Source organism: Novosphingobium sp. BL-S-20, from assembly GCF_055521635.1.
The window spans coordinates 1440467-1456544 of sequence record NZ_CM145494.1; the positions used below are offsets into that span (position 1 = coordinate 1440467).

Annotated in this window: 14 protein-coding genes; 5 read left to right on the forward strand and 9 right to left on the reverse strand. The window is 64.5% G+C overall.

Going from position 1 to position 16078, the window contains the following annotated elements; all coding sequences use genetic code 11:
• Window positions 1-10 precede the first annotated feature (10 nt).
• Window positions 11-1033, reverse strand: a complete 1023-nt coding sequence (locus ACZ1II_RS14660; RefSeq protein WP_465147094.1) for an RcnB family protein — start codon at window positions 1031-1033, stop codon at window positions 11-13.
• 220 nt (window positions 1034-1253) lie between these two features.
• Entirely contained in the window at window positions 1254-2927 is a 1674-nt protein-coding gene (gene ettA, locus ACZ1II_RS14665; RefSeq protein ID WP_465147095.1) for an energy-dependent translational throttle protein EttA, read from the reverse strand.
• Window positions 2928-3114: 187 nt separating this feature from the next.
• Between ettA and ACZ1II_RS14670 the strand changes: the two genes are divergently transcribed.
• On the forward strand, window positions 3115-4503 hold the full coding sequence (locus ACZ1II_RS14670) for a M28 family peptidase (protein WP_465147096.1): 1389 nt from the start codon (window positions 3115-3117) through the stop codon (window positions 4501-4503).
• A 185-nt stretch (window positions 4504-4688) separates the two neighbouring features.
• Here the strand turns inward: ACZ1II_RS14670 and ACZ1II_RS14675 are convergent, their stop codons facing one another.
• The gene (locus ACZ1II_RS14675; protein WP_465147097.1) at window positions 4689-5567 is read right to left on the reverse strand and encodes an HpcH/HpaI aldolase/citrate lyase family protein; all 879 of its coding nucleotides are present in this window, start codon (window positions 5565-5567) and stop codon (window positions 4689-4691) included.
• A 399-nt stretch (window positions 5568-5966) separates the two neighbouring features.
• Here ACZ1II_RS14675 and ACZ1II_RS14680 point away from each other — a divergent pair, with 399 nt between their 5' ends.
• The 4 genes from ACZ1II_RS14680 to ACZ1II_RS14695 all read left to right on the forward strand — a co-directional run bounded on the left by ACZ1II_RS14680 (window position 5967) and on the right by ACZ1II_RS14695 (window position 10108).
• A complete protein-coding gene (locus ACZ1II_RS14680; protein WP_465147098.1) occupies window positions 5967-6509 on the forward strand; it encodes a peroxiredoxin in 543 nt (180 codons plus the stop codon).
• A 160-nt stretch (window positions 6510-6669) separates the two neighbouring features.
• On the forward strand, window positions 6670-7797 hold the full coding sequence (prfB, locus tag ACZ1II_RS14685; protein ID WP_465147099.1) for a peptide chain release factor 2: 1128 nt from the start codon (window positions 6670-6672) through the stop codon (window positions 7795-7797).
• A gap of 64 nt (window positions 7798-7861) precedes the next feature.
• Window positions 7862-8626 (forward strand): SAM-dependent methyltransferase, encoded by a 765-nt coding sequence (locus ACZ1II_RS14690; protein ID WP_465147100.1) that lies wholly within the window; start codon window positions 7862-7864, stop codon window positions 8624-8626.
• A 75-nt stretch (window positions 8627-8701) separates the two neighbouring features.
• Window positions 8702-10108 (forward strand): NAD(P)H-dependent flavin oxidoreductase, encoded by a 1407-nt coding sequence (locus tag ACZ1II_RS14695; protein ID WP_465147101.1) that lies wholly within the window; start codon window positions 8702-8704, stop codon window positions 10106-10108.
• Window positions 10109-10181: 73 nt separating this feature from the next.
• Here the strand turns inward: ACZ1II_RS14695 and ACZ1II_RS14700 are convergent, their stop codons facing one another.
• The 6 genes from ACZ1II_RS14700 to ilvC form a co-directional block, all read right to left on the reverse strand.
• On the reverse strand, window positions 10182-11045 hold the full coding sequence (locus ACZ1II_RS14700; protein WP_465147102.1) for a GGDEF domain-containing protein: 864 nt from the start codon (window positions 11043-11045) through the stop codon (window positions 10182-10184).
• A 205-nt stretch (window positions 11046-11250) separates the two neighbouring features.
• On the reverse strand, window positions 11251-12927 hold the full coding sequence (leuA, locus tag ACZ1II_RS14705) for a 2-isopropylmalate synthase (protein ID WP_465147103.1): 1677 nt from the start codon (window positions 12925-12927) through the stop codon (window positions 11251-11253).
• A gap of 263 nt (window positions 12928-13190) precedes the next feature.
• Window positions 13191-13820 (reverse strand): TMEM175 family protein, encoded by a 630-nt coding sequence (locus tag ACZ1II_RS14710; protein ID WP_465147104.1) that lies wholly within the window; start codon window positions 13818-13820, stop codon window positions 13191-13193.
• Between the two features lie 75 nt (window positions 13821-13895).
• Entirely contained in the window at window positions 13896-14216 is a 321-nt protein-coding gene (locus ACZ1II_RS14715) for an I78 family peptidase inhibitor (RefSeq protein ID WP_465147105.1), read from the reverse strand.
• A 74-nt stretch (window positions 14217-14290) separates the two neighbouring features.
• Window positions 14291-14938, reverse strand: coding sequence for a YceI family protein (locus tag ACZ1II_RS14720; protein WP_465147106.1), 648 nt, complete (start codon window positions 14936-14938; stop codon window positions 14291-14293).
• 85 nt (window positions 14939-15023) lie between these two features.
• The gene (gene ilvC, locus ACZ1II_RS14725; RefSeq protein ID WP_465147107.1) at window positions 15024-16043 is read right to left on the reverse strand and encodes a ketol-acid reductoisomerase; all 1020 of its coding nucleotides are present in this window, start codon (window positions 16041-16043) and stop codon (window positions 15024-15026) included.
• Between the last annotated feature and the right edge of the window lie 35 nt (window positions 16044-16078).

Consider the following 16078-nt stretch of genomic DNA (forward strand, 5'->3'; position numbering starts at 1 on the left):
TCCTGGGCGATTACCAGAAGAAGTCGTAGATCACGTCCACCACTTCGCCGGAATAGACGTCCACCAGCAGCACGTCGTCGTAATAGCGGACCCAACGATAGGGACCGTAGACGGGCGGCAGGCGATATTCCCAGGGATCGTTGATCCAGTAGTTGCTGCCGTAGAACAGCGACCCCAGCGAGAAGCCGATGCTCAGGCGGCGGTAGGCATAGCCGCGATAGGGCGCGTAATAGCCGCCCATGCGGTAGACCGAGCGGTTGCGGTCGCGATAGCGCTGCCAGTCGTAGCGGTTGTCGCGGCGCCAGTCGTTACGGTCCCACCGGCGGTTGTCGTTGCCGGCCCAGCGCCGATCGTCGTTTCGGCGATCCCGACCCCAGGCGTTACGATCGGGGCGGTTGTCGTTGTTGTTCCAGCGGCGATCGTCGTTACGGCGGTCCTTGCCCCAGGCATTCCGGTCGGGACGATTGTCGTTGTTGTTCCAGCCGGGACGGCCATCGGGACGCCCGTCCGGACGGTTATCGCCGGGGCGAACATCGGGTCTGGCGTCAGGCCTATCGGGGCGATTTCCGGCATTCCAGCGGCGGTCGTCGTTGCCGCGCGAGCCTTGCCAGCCTCCCGGTACTCCGTTGTTGCCCTGCCAGCGATTGCCGGACTTCCAGCTCGGCTGGCCCTGATCGGGGCCGCGATCAGGGCGGGCGTCCTGCTGGGCCTGCCGGGGTGGGCGAGCCTGCTGCAACTGGGGACGATCACCGCCGCCACGCCACGCCGACGGGCGCTCTGTTCGCTCCACACGCTGGGGCGCTTGCGGGCGTTGGACGTCTGGGCGCGCCTGCTGTTGCTGGGCGGGGCGGTACATGCCGCCATTGCCGCCACGGCGTTCACCGCCACCGCGATCCTCGCCGCGAGCACGCTCGGGGCGCGGGTCGGCCATGGCCGCAGTCGGAACCGCAAGTCCCACAGCGGCAACGACCATTGCGCCGAGTGCGGCAGCGGAAAGGAGCGTCTTCGCCTTCAGTGTATGTTCCTTTGTCATTTTCCGGTCTCCAAACCGGATTTCCCGCCCGGCGATGACGGTTCATCCTGGGCCTATGTCTAGGCCATATGCGCTGTCGGAATGGTGAACCGCGATTGCGCTGATTGTTCAGGTTCGTCTCGCTCTGAATGAACAAAGCCGCCGTCCAGTAGCCTGGACGGCGGCTTCGCTTGCTTCATCCGATCGGAAAGATCAGCGCGTCGGCTTCTTGCCCAGCGCGTCAGCGCGTCAGCTTCTTGTATGCCAGACGGGTCGGACGGTCGGCCGCATCGCCGAGGCGGCGGCGCTTGTCTTCTTCGTAAGCCTCGAAGTTGCCTTCGAACCATTCGACGTGGCTGTTGCCCTCGAAGGCGAGGATGTGAGTCGCCAGACGGTCGAGGAAGAAGCGGTCGTGGCTGATGACCACGGCGCAGCCGGCGAAGTTTTCGATGGCTTCTTCCAGCGCGCCGAGCGTTTCGACGTCGAGGTCGTTGGTCGGTTCGTCGAGCAGGAGGACGTTGCCACCCTCCTTCAGCATCTTGGCCATGTGCACGCGGTTGCGTTCACCGCCCGAAAGCTTGCCGACGTTCTTCTGCTGGTCGGCGCCCTTGAAGTTGAACGCACCGACATAGGCGCGGGTCGACATGTCGTGGCCGTTGACCTTCATATAGTCGAGGCCGTCGGACACTTCCTCCCAGACGTTCTTCTTGGGGTCGAGATGGTCGCGGCTCTGGTCCACGAAGCCGAGGTGCACGGTCGAACCGATCTCGATCGAACCTTCGTCCGGCTGTTCCTTGCCGGTGAGCATCTTGAACAGCGTGGACTTGCCGGCGCCGTTCGGGCCGATCACGCCGACGATTCCGCCCGGCGGCAGGATGAACGACAGGTCCTCGAACAGCAGCTTGTCGCCGAACGCCTTCGAGATGCCCTTCACCTCGATGACCTTGCCGCCCAGACGCTCAGGCACCTGGATGACGATCTGCGCCTTGCCGGGCTTGCGGCCGGCCTGGGCTTCCTGAAGCTGTTCGAACTTGCGGATACGCGCCTTCGACTTGGTCTGGCGGGCGGCGGGGGTCTGCCGCATCCACTCCAGCTCGTCCTTGAGCGCCTTCTGGCGGCCGGATTCCTCGCGGTCCTCCTGCTCCATGCGCTTGGCCTTCTTCTCGAGGTAGGTCGAGTAGTTGCCTTCGTAGGGGAAGTACTTTCCGCGGTCGAGTTCGAGGATCCAGTCCACCACGTGGTCGAGGAAGTAGCGGTCGTGGGTGATCATCAGCACCGCGCCCGCGTATTCCTTCAGGTGGTTTTCCAGCCATTCGACGGATTCGGCGTCGAGGTGGTTGGTCGGTTCGTCGAGCAGCAGGATCGACGGCTTCTGGATCAGCAGGCGGGTGAGGGCCACGCGGCGCTTTTCACCGCCCGAGAGCTTGTCGACGGGCCAGTCGCCCGGCGGGCAGCGCAGCGCTTCCATCGCGATTTCGAGCTGGTTGTCGAGCGTCCAGCCATCGACCGCGTCGATCTTGTCTTGCAGCTCGCTCATCTCGGCACCGAGCGCTTCGAAATCGGCGTCTTCCTCGCCCATCTCCATGCCGATGGCATTGAAGCGATCGACCATGTCGGCGGTCGCGCGGGCGCCGTCCTTGACGTTTTCGAGCACGGTCTTGGTCGGATCGAGTTCCGGTTCCTGCTCCAGGTAGCCGACGGTGATGTTCTCACCCGCCCAGGCTTCGCCGGTGTAATCGGTGTCGATGCCGGCCATGATCTTGATCAGGGTCGACTTGCCGGCACCGTTCGGGCCGACGATGCCGATCTTTGCACCCTGGTAGAATTGCAGGTTGATGTCGTTCAGCACCGGCTTGGGCGCGCCGGTGAAGGTCTTGGTCATGCCCTTCATGACGAAGGCGTATTGGGCAGCCATCGGTTTCCTCTGGAAATAGGATCTGGATCGGAAAAGTTGCCGCTCGCTCTACAGGTGCGAGGCCTGATTGCCAAGGGCAGGGGGTTCGGTGCCTCCGAGCCGGCGTTTCAGGGGGTGACAAACAATTGAAGCAGTCCGGGGAGACAGTCCGGTTGGCAGAAGCGGCAGGGCGCGTTACGCAGTTGTCATGCAACGCAGATTCTCCCGCGCGGCGCTTCTCGCCGCCTCTCCGCTCCTCGCTGCCTTCCCGCTTCTCGCGGCTCCCGCACAGGCCACGCCGACCGAAGGTTCGGGCGTCGCCTGGGAGATCGTCGAGGGCCTGACCACCGAGATCGGTGCACGCCTCGCCGGATCGCCCGAGGAAGCCCAGGCCCGCCTCTGGGCCGAGGCCAAGCTCAATGCGCTGGGCTTCCAGAACGTGAAGATCGAGCCATTCAAGACGCTCGTCTGGAAGCGCGGCGAAGAGCACGCGAAGCTGACCGCGCCTTATGCGCAGACGCTGACGATCACCGCGCTCGGCCTTTCGGCGCCGACGCCTGCCAAGGGCATCCAGGCCGAAATGGTCTATTTCCCGACGCTCGATGCGCTGAAGGCGGCCCCGGAAGGATCGCTAAAGGGCAAGGTGGCCTTTGTCGATCATGCCATGCGCGCGGCACAGGACGGTTCGGGATATGGCCCTTACGGCGATGTGCGCCGCCGCGGCCCGTCGATCGCCTCGCAGAAGGGGGCTGCGGCCATCGTCATCCGCTCGGCGGGGACGGACAGCCACCGCAACCCGCATACCGGCGTCACCGTCTTCGCCAAGGACGTGGCCGCCATTCCGGCCGGCGCGGTCTCCAACCCGGATGCGGACCTGATCGCGCGCATCGCCAAGCGTGGCAAGCCGATGAAGATCGATCTGACCATGCTCGGCAAGCCGTTCCCCGATGCGCCGTCGGGCAATGTGATCGCCGATCTGCCGGGCCGCGATCCCTCGCTGCCTAAGATCGTGCTCGCCTGCCATCTCGATTCCTGGGACCTTGCGACCGGCGCGATCGACGACGCTTCGGGCTGCGGGATCGTCACTGCTGCGGCATTGGCCGCACAGAAGGATGGCAAGACCCTGCGGACGATCCGCGTGCTCTGGGCGGGCAACGAGGAAATGGGCGTCACCGGCGGCGGCAGCAAGGCCTATGCCGAGATGCACGGAAACGAGCCCCACGCCGTGGCGATGGAGAGCGATTTCGGCGCCGACAAGGTCTGGCAGTTCCGTCTGACCCTGGCCGACAGCAACAAGGCCGTGGGCGAGAAGATCAAGGCGGCGCTCTGGCCGATGGGTATCGTCCACCACGACGGTGCGGCCACCGGCGGCGCGGATGTCTCGGGCATCATCGCCAAGCAGGAGCTGGCGGTGGTCGATCTCGGCCAGGACGGTATGCACTACTTCGATCTGCACCACACGCCGGACGATACGCTCGACAAGGTCGACCCGACGGCGCTTCAGCAGAACGTCGATGCCTGGACGGCGGTGCTCAAGGTGATCGCCAACGAGCCGGGCGAGATTGCGCGCGTGCCGGGATCGAAGGGAGAAGGGTAAGTATGAAGCAGGGGGCCATCGCCCCCTGCACCCCCAGGACTGTCGAGGTCGCGCCCTGCGCTATCGGTTGGCGCCAGAGTCGCGCCGGAAGACGACTGGCTGCGCCGCAAGGAGCACAATACGTCTAGCAGTGCGCGACATCGACATTCCGAGGGTCTGGGGGATCATCCCCCAGGACTTTCCTTCTACATCTTTTGAATAAGGTCGGAAACCTCCACGAGCCGCCGTGCCTGCTCCAGATGCAGCAGTTCCGTCATCCGGCCATCGACCCGGATTGCGCCTTTGCCCCGGTTCTCGGGCAGGGCGAACGCCTCGATCACGCCTTGCGCCCAGGCGAGATCGGTCTCGCTAGGGGAGAACACGGTGTTGCAGGGTTCGATCTGTGCTGGGTGGATCAGGCTCTTGCCGTCGAAGCCGAACATCAGGCCCTGCTGCGCCTCGGCCTCGAAAATGGCAAGATCGCGGAATTCGTTGCAGACGCCGTCGAGGATCGCGAGGCCATTGGCGCGCGCGGCAGCGACGGCCATTGCGAGGAAGGGCAGGAACGGCGCGCGGCAGGGCGAGAGCTGGGCGCGCATTTCCTTGGCGAGGTCGTTGCAGCCCATGATCCAGAGCGACAGCCGCGTGGTGCCGGCCATGGCGGCGATGGCGGGCAGGTTGCCGACGCTCTCGCAAGTCTCGATCATCGTCCAGAGCTGCATCTGCGGTGCGGCACCGGCGAGCGCCGCATCGTAGCGCGCGATATCCTCCGGTGAATTGACCTTGGGCACGAGCACGGCGTCGGCCTGCGAGGCGGCGATGGCGGCAAGGTCGGCGGCGCCCCATTCGGTGTCGAGACCGTTGGCGCGGATAGCCACTTCGCGGTGCCCGAAACCGCCCTCGGCAACGGCGGCGATGGCGGCGGCGCGGGCCTCTTCCTTGGCCTCGGGGGCGACGGCGTCTTCAAGGTCGAGCACGACCATGTCGCAGGGCAGGGTGCGGGCCTTGGCGATGGCTTTGGCGTTGGAAGCGGGCAGGTAGAGTGCGCTGCGGCGCGGGCGGTTGTCTTGTTCGGAGACGGCCATGGCTTGGGGTTCCTCTCGGTTGCAGGAGCGATTGCGGAAGAGAGGCGGGCAGGTCAAGCCATTGGCCCGGCCGTTCCGCGGCGGCGCTGGCGGCGGATCGTTTGCCAAAATAAATTGCCTTATGTTTTCCGGCAGGGCTGTTGTGTAGTGCAATCGTTTAGAAAATAAGGTAGCAGCACGCCGTCGTCATCGATCGAACCTCCTCCACGATCGATTGCGCGGGCCGGAAACATTCGGCTCACGTTGCGACAGCCCTTCACGGGTCGCACGCCGTCTCGCGACCGCTTCACCAAAGAAGCGGCGCGGGGCGGCTTTTTTCTTCTGCGACCGAATTTTGGCATGGCTCAGGGGATGGGGAAGGGCTGGACAGTCCCTTTTTCGCGGTCCAGATTGCTGCCCATGCGCAAGATCCTGCCTGCCGCCGTCGCGGCTTTCGCCCTCGCTGTTTCTGCCGGTTCCGCTGAGGCGGCCTTGCCGGTCGGGGCGAAGGCGCCCGCGTTCTCCACCCAGGGTGCGAAGGGCGGCAAGGTCATGGCCTTCGACCTCAAAGCCGCGTTGAAGAAGGGGCCGGTCGTGCTTTACTTCTACCCCAAGGCCTTCACGCAGGGCTGCACGCTGGAAGCCCATGCCTTCGCCGATGCGACCGACGATTTCGCCCGGTTCGGCGCGACGGTAGTGGGCATGTCGAACGACGACCTGCCCACGCTCCAGAAGTTCTCGACCGAGGCCTGCCGCGACAAGTTCGCCGTCGCCGTGGCGACGCCTGCGGTCATCAAGGCCTATGATGTCGCTCTGAAGCGCGAAGGCGCTCCGGCGGGCATGACCGACCGTACCAGCTATGTCATCGCGCAGGACGGGCGGATCACGATGGTCCATTCCGACCTCGATTACCGCGATCATGTGAAGCTGACGCTGGAAGCGGTGAAGAAGCTCAAGCATTGAGGCGGGCTGCCGGGCGGGACGGGGCTTTTCACATCCTGCCTTGAACAAGGCCCCCATAGACGGGTAAGAGCGCCGTTTCCGTGCGGGACTATCCCCGTGCGCTTTACTTATGCCGTCGCTGCGCTATGCGCGCGCTGTCGCTTCTTGGGAGTTTCAAGTCATGCGTGCCGAAGGGCAGGCCCACATTGCGCGTATCGAGAAGGCCCTCGCGCTGGTCCGCAAGTTCCTCGATTGGGATCGCGCCCTGCGCCGGTTCGACGAGCTGAACGCGCGCGTCGAAGATCCCACGCTGTGGGACAAGCCCAAGGAAGCCGAAGCGGTGATGAAGGAACGTCGCCGCCTCGAAGCCTCGATCGGTGCGGTGAACGAGATCGGCCGCGAGATGCAGGACGCCGTCGAGTTCGTCGAACTGGGCGAGATGGAAGGCGACGAGGATACCATCAACGAAGGTATCGCCGCGCTCGCCGCCCTGGCGGAACGTGCCGATCACGACAAGGTGACCGCGCTGCTCTCCGGCGAGGCCGACTCCAACGACACCTACCTCGAAGTCCACGCCGGTGCCGGCGGCACCGAGAGCCAGGACTGGGCTGAGATGCTCCAGCGCATGTACACGCGCTGGGCCGAGCGCCATGGCTACAAGGTGGAACTGGTCGACTATCACGCCGGTGAAGCCGCGGGCATCAAGAGCTGCACGCTCTTGATCAAGGGCGAGAACGCCTATGGCTATGCCAAGACCGAGAGCGGCGTCCACCGCCTGGTCCGCATCAGCCCCTATGACAGCTCGGCGCGCCGCCACACCAGCTTCTCGTCGGTCTGGGTCTATCCGGTGATCGACGACAGCTTCGAGATCGATATCAACCCGGCCGACCTGAAGATCGATACCTATCGTGCTTCGGGTGCGGGCGGCCAGCACGTCAACACCACGGACTCGGCGGTGCGTATCACCCACGCGCCTTCGGGCATCGTCGTGGCGAGCCAGATCGACCGTTCGCAGCACAAGAACCGCGAAATCGCCATGGGCATGCTGAAGGCACGCCTGTTCGAGGAAGAAATGCGCAAGCGCGAGGAAGCGGCAAGCGCGGAACATGCCTCGAAGAGCGATATCGGCTGGGGCCACCAGATCCGTTCCTACGTTCTCCAGCCCTATCAGCAGGTGAAGGATCTGCGCACCGGCGTCGTCTCGACCGCGCCGGGCGACGTGCTCGACGGCGCGCTCGATCCCTTCATGGCCGCCGCGCTTTCGCAGCGCGTGACGGGCGAGAAGGTCGAAGTGGAAGACGTCGACTGATAGTGGGAACGGCCCGACCTCGGCATGACTTTGCCAAGAGCGGGCCGAACCGCTAAAGGGCCGCATGCGTTTGTCGTTCCGCCTTTCCTGTCGTGCCGCGCTGATGGCGTCGACACTCGCGTTCGGGCTGACCCTCGGCGCTTGCCACCGCGAGCCGGTGGACGAATCGCGCGCGGAAAGCGCGCGGGCCTTTCCGGTAGCCGATCGTCCGGTATCCAAGACGCCTGACGGCGCCGTAGGCACCGAAGTCCAGCGCGACAGCCTCAACGAAGCCCAGGTCGTGATGGACCTGGCGCGGATCGAACCCGGCATGAGCGTGGCCGATCTCGGCGCGGGCGAGGGGTATTATACCGTGCGCCTGGCGCAGCGCGTGGGTGCCAAGGGGCGCGTTCTGGCCGAGGATATCGACCGTGCGGCAAACGAGCGGCTGGGCAATCGCGTCATGCGCGAGGAGCTGGAAAACGTTTCCATCAAGCTCGGCACGCCGGACGATCCCAAGCTGCCCGAAGACAGCTTCGACCGTATCTTTCTGGTACATATGTACCACGAAGTTGCCGAGCCTTACGCTTTCCTCTGGCGCCTGCGTCCGTCGCTGCGCGAGGGCGGCCGGGTGGTCGTGGTCGATGTCGACCGGGCCAGCGACAGCCACGGCATTCCGCCGCAACTGCTTTTCTGCGAATTTGCGTCCATGGGGTTTCGCCTGACGGAATTTGTCCGTAAGCCGGAGCTCCAGGGCTACTACGCACAGTTCGAGGTTGCCGGTCCAAGGCCGGAACCGGAAAACATCGTACCTTGCCGGATATCCGGCAACACCATGACGCAAAAGTAGTGCGTCAGTAGCACAGGGCGTATACAGGGCCGCTGAACCGGCGTGCCATGCGCCGGGGGAAAGACGAAAGAGAAGATGGGTTTCAAGGGTCTCAAGCCGATTGTCTATGGTGGACGCGAAGTCTGGCCGCTCGTCGAGGGTGGCAAGGGCGTTGCCGCGACCAATCACATGAGCTCGGGCGCCTGGGCGGCGGCCGGCGGCATCGGTACGGTCAGCGCCGTCAATGCCGACAGCTATGATGCCGAAGGCAAGATCGTCCCGCAGGTCTACAATGCCCTGACCCGCAAGGAGCGGCATCAGGAACTGATCGACTACGCCATCGACGGCGCCGTCGAGCAGGTCCGCCGTGCCTACGAGATTTCGAACGGCCAGGGCGCGATCAACATCAACGTCCTGTGGGAAATGGGCGGTGCCCAGACCATTCTCGAAGGCGTTCTGGAGCAGACCCGCGGCATGGTCACGGGCGTTACCTGCGGCGCGGGCATGCCTTACAAGCTGTCCGAGATCGCGGCACGCTTCAATGTGAACTACCTGCCGATCGTCAGCTCCGGCCGCGCTTTCCGCGCGCTGTGGAAGCGGGCCTATCACAAGGTTCCCGACCTGCTGGGCGCGGTGGTCTATGAAGACCCGTGGCTGGCGGGCGGTCATAATGGCCTTTCCAACGCCGAAGATCCGCTGAAGCCGGAAGATCCCTATCCCCGCGTCAAGGCGCTGCGCGACACCATGCGCGCAGAAGGCATTGCCGACAGCGTGCCGATCGTCATGGCCGGCGGCGTGTGGTTCCTGCGTGACTGGGAAAACTGGATCGACAATCCGGAACTGGGTTCGATCGCCTTCCAGTACGGCACCCGCCCGCTGCTGACGCACGAAAGCCCGATTCCTCAGGCGTGGAAGGATCACCTGCGCACGCTCGAACCGGGCGACGTGCTGCTCCACCGCTTCTCGCCGACCGGCTTCTATTCCTCGGCCGTGCGCAATCCTTTCCTGCGCAATCTCGAAGCGCGTTCGGAGCGCCAGATTCCCTATTCCAAGGTCGAAGCGGGCGAGCATACCGTGCGCCTCGACGTCGGCGTGAAGGGCAAGAACTTCTGGGTCGCTCCCAAGGATCTCGACCGCGCCCGCTCGTGGTCGGCCCAGGGCTTCACCGATGGCCTGCGTACGCCCGACGACACGATCATCTTCGTCGATCCGGCTGAGCGCGACGTCATCCGCAAGGACCAGGCCGATTGCATGGGCTGCCTGTCGCACTGCGGCTTCTCCTCGTGGAAGGACCATGACGACTACACCACCGGACGTCTGGCCGATCCGCGCAGCTTCTGCATCCAGAAGACGCTTCAGGACATCGCCCATGGCGGGCCGATAGACGAGAACCTGATGTTCGCTGGCCATGCGGCCTACAAGTTCAAGCAGGACCCGTTCTACTCGAACGGCTTCACCCCCACGGTGAAGGAACTGGTCGACCGCATTCTGACCGGCGACTGATCCCCCCCGGTCTTGCAGACAAACGGAAAGGGCGGCTCTTGGGCCGCCCTTTTTTGTTGCAGAGGAGAAAGGCCTATCGAGCCGCCTGCGGATCGTCGGCGAGAAGCGCGCGGCAGATGCGATCGCGCCCGGATCGCTTGGCCTCATAGAGCGCCTCGTCAGCGAGGTGCAGCGCCGCTTCGATATCTTCGCCGCTCCAGCAGCAGAGACCGGCGGAGAAAGTGATCGGTCGCCCGTCGACCGTACCGATCGGTTCCTCGCGCATGCGGGCGGCGATCCGGGCGAGAGTCCAGTCGGCCTCGTCCTCGATGCATTCGTGGAACAGGATCGCGAACTCCTCCCCGCCCCAGCGGGCCACCATGTCGGCGCGGCGGATTTGCGAGGAGAGGCGGTCGGCGAAGGCGCAGAGCACCCGGTCGCCCTCGTCGTGGCCGAGCTTGTCGTTGACCTGCTTGAAGAAGTCGATGTCGACGATGGCGACGCAGCCGCGGCGCTGGTCGGCGGGGAGGGCGTTCAATTGCTCCAGGAAGCCGCGGCGGTTGGCGATGCCGGTCAGTGGGTCTTCGAGGGCGGCGATGCTGAGGTCTTCCATCTGCGCGCGGGTTGCGGTGGCGGCGCGGTGGACACCGGCGTAGAGCGTCTGGATCACGTCGCCTACTTCGGGAAGCGCGGTTCCGTCTTCCTCGCTGCGGTTAAGCGCGTCGGCCAGCGCGTGGATCGGGTCGAGCAGCGCGCCGATGCCGAACAGTGCGAGCACCGTGCCGATCACGGTGGCCAGCGTCAGCAGCACGAACTCGAAAAGGGCTATTCGTCCGGTGGACAGGCCCCAGGCGCAGTAGCCGATGAGGGGAAGGTGCGTGGCGACAAAGCAGAGGGCGAACAACCTCAGTCGCAGCGAACGCGGAAAGATGAAGGACGTCGCAAGGTAGAACTGCATAGGCATCCCGGTTCCTGTTGGATTTGCCGGGAAAAATTGGCTGGGCCTCTAAACGGTTCCTGAAGGAACATCGTTAATTTGCGTACGCAAGATGAGCCGTGCGCCTGCCATGATCGGCCGTGTCACTATGTTCGCAGTGAACATAACGAAAAAGGCGGAGATCCGAAAACCTCCGCCCCAATCGATTTCAAAATGCCCGGATGGATCAGGCGGCGCGTACCGTGTTGGCGGCGCTGAGCACGGCGCGGACGCTGGCCGTGGCCACGTCCTCGTCGATGCCGACACCCCAGACCACGCGGCCGTCCGGCGTCACACATTCGACATAGGCGGCGGCGCGGGCATCGGTGCTCTTGCCCATCGAATGCTCGGCATAGTCGCGCACGTCGAGCGAGACGCCGAAGCTTTCGGCCAGCGTTGCGGCGACCGAGGAGATCAAGCCGTTACCGCGGCCCGATACCGACTGTTCCTGGCCGTCCACGCCGATCTTGCCGGCGAAGACGCGGGTGCCGTCGGCGGCCTTGGCTTCTTCCCAGTCGATCAGCTGGAAGTGCTGGGGATCGTCGATGCGGTAGGTCTTGCGGAACACGTCCCAGATGTCGGCGGCCTGCAATTCGCGGCCCAGTTCGTCGGCCAGTTCCTGGACGTGCTTCGAGAAGTTGGCCTGCATGCGCTTGGGCAGCTTGAGGCCCTGGTCCTGCTCGATCACCCAAGCGAAGCCGCCCTTGCCCGACTGCGAGTTGACGCGGATCACCGCCTCGTAGTCACGGCCGAGATCGGCGGGATCGATCGGCAGGTAGGGCACGGCCCAGATCTGGTCATTGCGCTTTTCCTGCGCGGCGAAGCCCTTCTTGATGGCGTCCTGGTGGCTGCCCGAGAAGGCGGTGAAGACCAGTTCGCCGCCATAGGGATGGCGCTCGGCGACCTTGAGCTGGTTGCAGTATTCCACCGTCTGGATCACTTCGTCGATGTCCGAGAAGTCCAGTTCCGGGTTCACGCCCTGCGTGTACATGTTCATCGCCACGGTGACGAGGCAGCAGTTGCCGGTACGCTCGCCATTGCCGAACAGGCAGCCTTCGACGCGGTCGGCGCCCGCCATCAGGCCCAGTTCGGCGGCGGCGACGCCGGTGCCGCGGTCGTTATGGGTGTGCAGCGAGATCACCGCCAATTCGCGGTTCGGCAGGTTGCGGCAGAAGTACTCGATCTGGTCGGCATAGACGTTGGGCGTCGCCGCCTCGACCGTCGCGGGCAGGTTGAGGATGATGGGGTTTTCCGGCGTCGGCTGGAGAATGTCCATCACCGCCTCGCAGACCTCGATCGAGAAATCGAGTTCGGCGGTCGAGAAGGTCTCCGGCGAATATTCGAACTGCCACTTGGTGCCCGGATACTTCGCGGCCTGATCGCGCAGAATCTTGACGCCGCTGGTCGCGATGTCCTTGATCTGCTGCTTGTCCATGCCGAACACGACGTTGCGCCACAGCGGCGAAACCGCGTTGTAGAGGTGGACGATCGCGCCGTGCACGCCTTCCAGGCTCTCGAACGAGCGGGTGATCAGGTCTTCGCGCGACTGGGTCAGTACCTGCACCAGCACGTCTTCGGGAATGCGGTCGTTCCTGACCAGACCGTTGATGAAGTCGAACTCGGTCGCACCGGCGCTGGGGAAGCCGACTTCGATTTCCTTGAGGCCGACCTTGACCAGCAGGTCGAAGAAGCGGTTCTTCTTTTCCGCGCCCATCGGGTCGATCAGCGCCTGGTTACCGTCGCGCAGGTCGGTGGAGAGCCAGCGCGGCGCCTTGGTGATGACCTGCGAGGGCCACTGGCGGTTCGGCAGGTCGATCTGCGGGAAGGGGCGGTACTTGACCGAGGGGTCTTGCAGCATGGTCATGGGTAATCTCGCTCGGAAATGATCTTCGTATCAGTGGCTTTGCCGGCCTGCGTTCGGCCGGTCTTTGCGGGTCCCCTTGAGCGCCGAGCGCGCCGCAGGACCGACGCGTCACCTCACGCCCAAGGGCGGATAAGTCGCAGGGTTAGGCCAAGACGAAGGGTCATGCCGGAGCCTATGAGGATTCGCATCGCCGATGTAAAGCGAAAAGGCACGGCTTCTTGCGGCGGGTGCGGGGACCTGCGCAACAAACTTGCCCAATTCAATCAGCTATCGGCGGGCGGCACACGGTCCAGGAACAGGCGGTCGAGGAAGCTCCATGGCAGCATCCAGAACACCGCGACCACGGCAGCACAGGCCACGCCCAGCCAGGGTGACAGGAACGTCAGCGGAATGCCGAGGGCATAGACACCGGCAGCCGCCAGCCCCTTGCGGTGCGAGGCCTTGTGGTAGCGGCGGCTGGCGACGGTCTGCGCGCCGGTCGCCGCGACCCGTGCCTGCAGCAGGACGTAGGCGAGGGCGGGGGTGAGCATCGTCACCAGATAGAGCAGCGTCGCCTCGCGGCTGAAGTGGTGCTCGCCGAGGTAGGCGGTGGAGAAGGGGATCAGCGAGAGAGTGAAGAGCAGCAGCATGTTCGACCACAGCAGCCCGCTCGTCACCACCCGCGCATGGCCGAGCAGGCGGTGGTGGTTGACCCAGTAGATCGCGACGTAGGCATAGCTCAGCACATAGGCGATGAAGATCGGCCAGAGCGGCCATAGCGCGGTCAGCCCTTCGGTGACCGGCGTCTTCAGTTCCAGCACCATGATGGTGATGATGATGGCGAGCACGCCGTCCGAGAAGGCTTCCACGCGGGTAAGGCTGTCCTCGCGTGCGATATCGTCTGTTCCGTTCATCCGGGGCCCCGTTACATTTCAGCTAGGGTGCTTGGCGGAGCGGAGCGCCCGGATCAAGATGTCGGATGGTATGGATCAGGTACAGGTGAAGCCGGTGATCTTGCCGTCCTCGCCGACCTGCACGTTCAGACGATCCGGACGATAGTCCATGGTGACGGCGGTGCCGGGGCGGATAACCCGCATCGGCTTGTCGCCGCGCCAGGCGGTGATCTTCGCGATGATATCGTCGCTGGCAGGCTGACCGACGTAGGACGCAAGCTGGTCGGCGCCGCAGCTCGGCTCCATTGACGGCGGCGGGGGAGTTTCAGCCACTTTGTCGCCTCCGGTGCCGGTGCAGGCCGAAAGGGCGAAGAGGGCCGTGGCCAGGGTGATGGTGGCGGTCAGTCTGGTCTTCATGGCGCTCTCCTTTCGGGCGGTATCTGGACTGCGCTTATCGCGCAGTCGCCGTGAATGGTAGATTGCGCAGAGCGTTACTGCTTTTCGAAAGCCGCATTGATGACCAGTACGGTCTCGTCCGAGACCAGCGGCACGTACTTGGAAACGCCGAAGTCCGAGCGCTTGATGAGCGCACGGCCAAGGAAGCCGATCGAATCTTTCTTGCTCATCGGGTTTTGCGCGGCGCCGAAGAAGCGGGCCATGATCGTAATCGGCCTGCTGACGCCGTGGAGGGTGAGCGTGCCGTCGATCGAAGCGGCGTCCGGCCCGCGCGGCGTGACGGAGGTGGCGACGAAGGTGGCGGTCGGGAATTTGGCGGCGTCGAGCCAGTCGGCGCTGCGCAGTTCCTCGGTCAGCTTGTCGCTGGTGGTCTGGACCGAAGTGACCGGGATGGTGACGCTGAGCTTGGTGGCAGAGAGCTTGTTCGGATCGAGAGTCAGCGAGCCGCTGGCGCCCGAGAAGGTGCCCGCGAAAGGCGAGATTCCCATGTGCGACACGCTGAAGGTGACTTGCGTATGCGCAGGCTCGACCGCGTAAGTCCCGGCCTTGACGTCGGCAGGAGCGCCCGATCCGTGGAGCATTTCCATGCGCTCGCGCCCGCCGCCGGGGCCGGGCTGAGCAATGACGGGGGCCGCAAGCGCGGCAGCGGCAACCAAGGCGAAGGCGATATGCGGTCGGCGCATCGGGTCTGCTCCTGAACAAAAAGAGGCGGCGCATTTCTGCGCCGCCTCCGATGTTTCGTCAAACGCCAAAGCGCCTGGGCGAAACTTAGTTCTTCGCCTTGTCCACCAGCGCGTTGGCGCCGATCCAGGGCATCATGGCGCGCAGCTTGGCGCCGGTTTCCTCGATCGGGTGACGCTTGGCGGCGATGCGCGAAGCCTTCAGTTCCGGCTGGCCGGCGCGGTTGTCGAGCACGAAGTCCTTCACGAAACGGCCCGACTGGATGTCTTCCAGAACGCGCTTCATTTCCTTCTTGGTCTCTTCGGTGATGAGGCGCGGACCGGTCTTGATGTCGCCGTATTCGGCGGTGTTCGAGATCGAGTAGCGCATGTTGGCGATGCCGCCTTCATACATCAGGTCGACGATCAGCTTCAGCTCGTGAAGGCACTCGAAGTAGGCCATTTCCGGCGCGTAGCCGGCTTCGACCAGCGTTTCGAAACCGGCCTGGACCAGGGCGGTGGTGCCGCCGCAGAGCACGGCCTGCTCGCCGAACAGGTCGGTTTCGCATTCCTCGCGGAAGTTGGTCTCGATGATGCCCGAACGGCCGCCGCCGACGCCCGAGGCGTAAGCCAGGGCCACGTCCTGCGCGTTGCCGGTCACGTCCTGGTGGATCGCGATCAGGCAGGGCACGCCGCCGCCCTTGAGGTATTCGCCGCGCACGGTGTGGCCCGGGCCCTTGGGGGCGATCAGGAACACGTCGATGTCGGTGCGGGGTTCGATCAGGCCGAAGTGGACGTTGAGGCCGTGAGCGAAGGCCAGCGCGGCGCCGGGCTTCAGGTTGTCATGGATGTCGGCGGCGTAGATTGCGGCCTGATGCTCGTCGGGTGCGAGGATCATGAGAACGTCGGCCCATGCGGCGGCTTCGGCGTTGGCAAGCACCTTGAAGTCGGCGGCTTCCGCCTTCTTGGCCGAAGCCGAACCTTCGCGAAGCGCGATGGCCACTTCCTTGACGCCCGAATCGCGCAGGTTCTGCGCATGGGCGTGACCCTGGCTGCCGTAGCCGAGGATCGCGACCTTCTTGTCGGCGATCAGGTTGATGTCGCAATCGGCGTCGTAATAGACCTTCATTTTAGTACCCTTTCGACGGCCCTTTCCCGTGAGGC

Bases quoted from the DNA above. Each gene is read 5' to 3' on its own strand.
- ACZ1II_RS14660 (WP_465147094.1), bottom strand. From the start codon at position 1,033: ATGACAAAGGAACATACACTGAAGGCGAAGACGCTCCTTTCCGCTGCC.
- ettA (WP_465147095.1), bottom strand. From the start codon at position 2,927: ATGGCTGCCCAATACGCCTTCGTCATGAAGGGCATGACCAAGACCTTC.
- ACZ1II_RS14670 (WP_465147096.1), top strand. From the start codon at position 3,115: ATGCAACGCAGATTCTCCCGCGCGGCGCTTCTCGCCGCCTCTCCGCTC.
- ACZ1II_RS14675 (WP_465147097.1), bottom strand. From the start codon at position 5,567: ATGGCCGTCTCCGAACAAGACAACCGCCCGCGCCGCAGCGCACTCTAC.
- ACZ1II_RS14680 (WP_465147098.1), top strand. From the start codon at position 5,967: ATGCGCAAGATCCTGCCTGCCGCCGTCGCGGCTTTCGCCCTCGCTGTT.
- prfB (WP_465147099.1), top strand. From the start codon at position 6,670: ATGCGTGCCGAAGGGCAGGCCCACATTGCGCGTATCGAGAAGGCCCTC.
- ACZ1II_RS14690 (WP_465147100.1), top strand. From the start codon at position 7,862: ATGCGTTTGTCGTTCCGCCTTTCCTGTCGTGCCGCGCTGATGGCGTCG.
- ACZ1II_RS14695 (WP_465147101.1), top strand. From the start codon at position 8,702: ATGGGTTTCAAGGGTCTCAAGCCGATTGTCTATGGTGGACGCGAAGTC.
- ACZ1II_RS14700 (WP_465147102.1), bottom strand. From the start codon at position 11,045: ATGCAGTTCTACCTTGCGACGTCCTTCATCTTTCCGCGTTCGCTGCGA.
- leuA (WP_465147103.1), bottom strand. From the start codon at position 12,927: ATGACCATGCTGCAAGACCCCTCGGTCAAGTACCGCCCCTTCCCGCAG.
- ACZ1II_RS14710 (WP_465147104.1), bottom strand. From the start codon at position 13,820: ATGAACGGAACAGACGATATCGCACGCGAGGACAGCCTTACCCGCGTG.
- ACZ1II_RS14715 (WP_465147105.1), bottom strand. From the start codon at position 14,216: ATGAAGACCAGACTGACCGCCACCATCACCCTGGCCACGGCCCTCTTC.
- ACZ1II_RS14720 (WP_465147106.1), bottom strand. From the start codon at position 14,938: ATGCGCCGACCGCATATCGCCTTCGCCTTGGTTGCCGCTGCCGCGCTT.
- ilvC (WP_465147107.1), bottom strand. From the start codon at position 16,043: ATGAAGGTCTATTACGACGCCGATTGCGACATCAACCTGATCGCCGAC.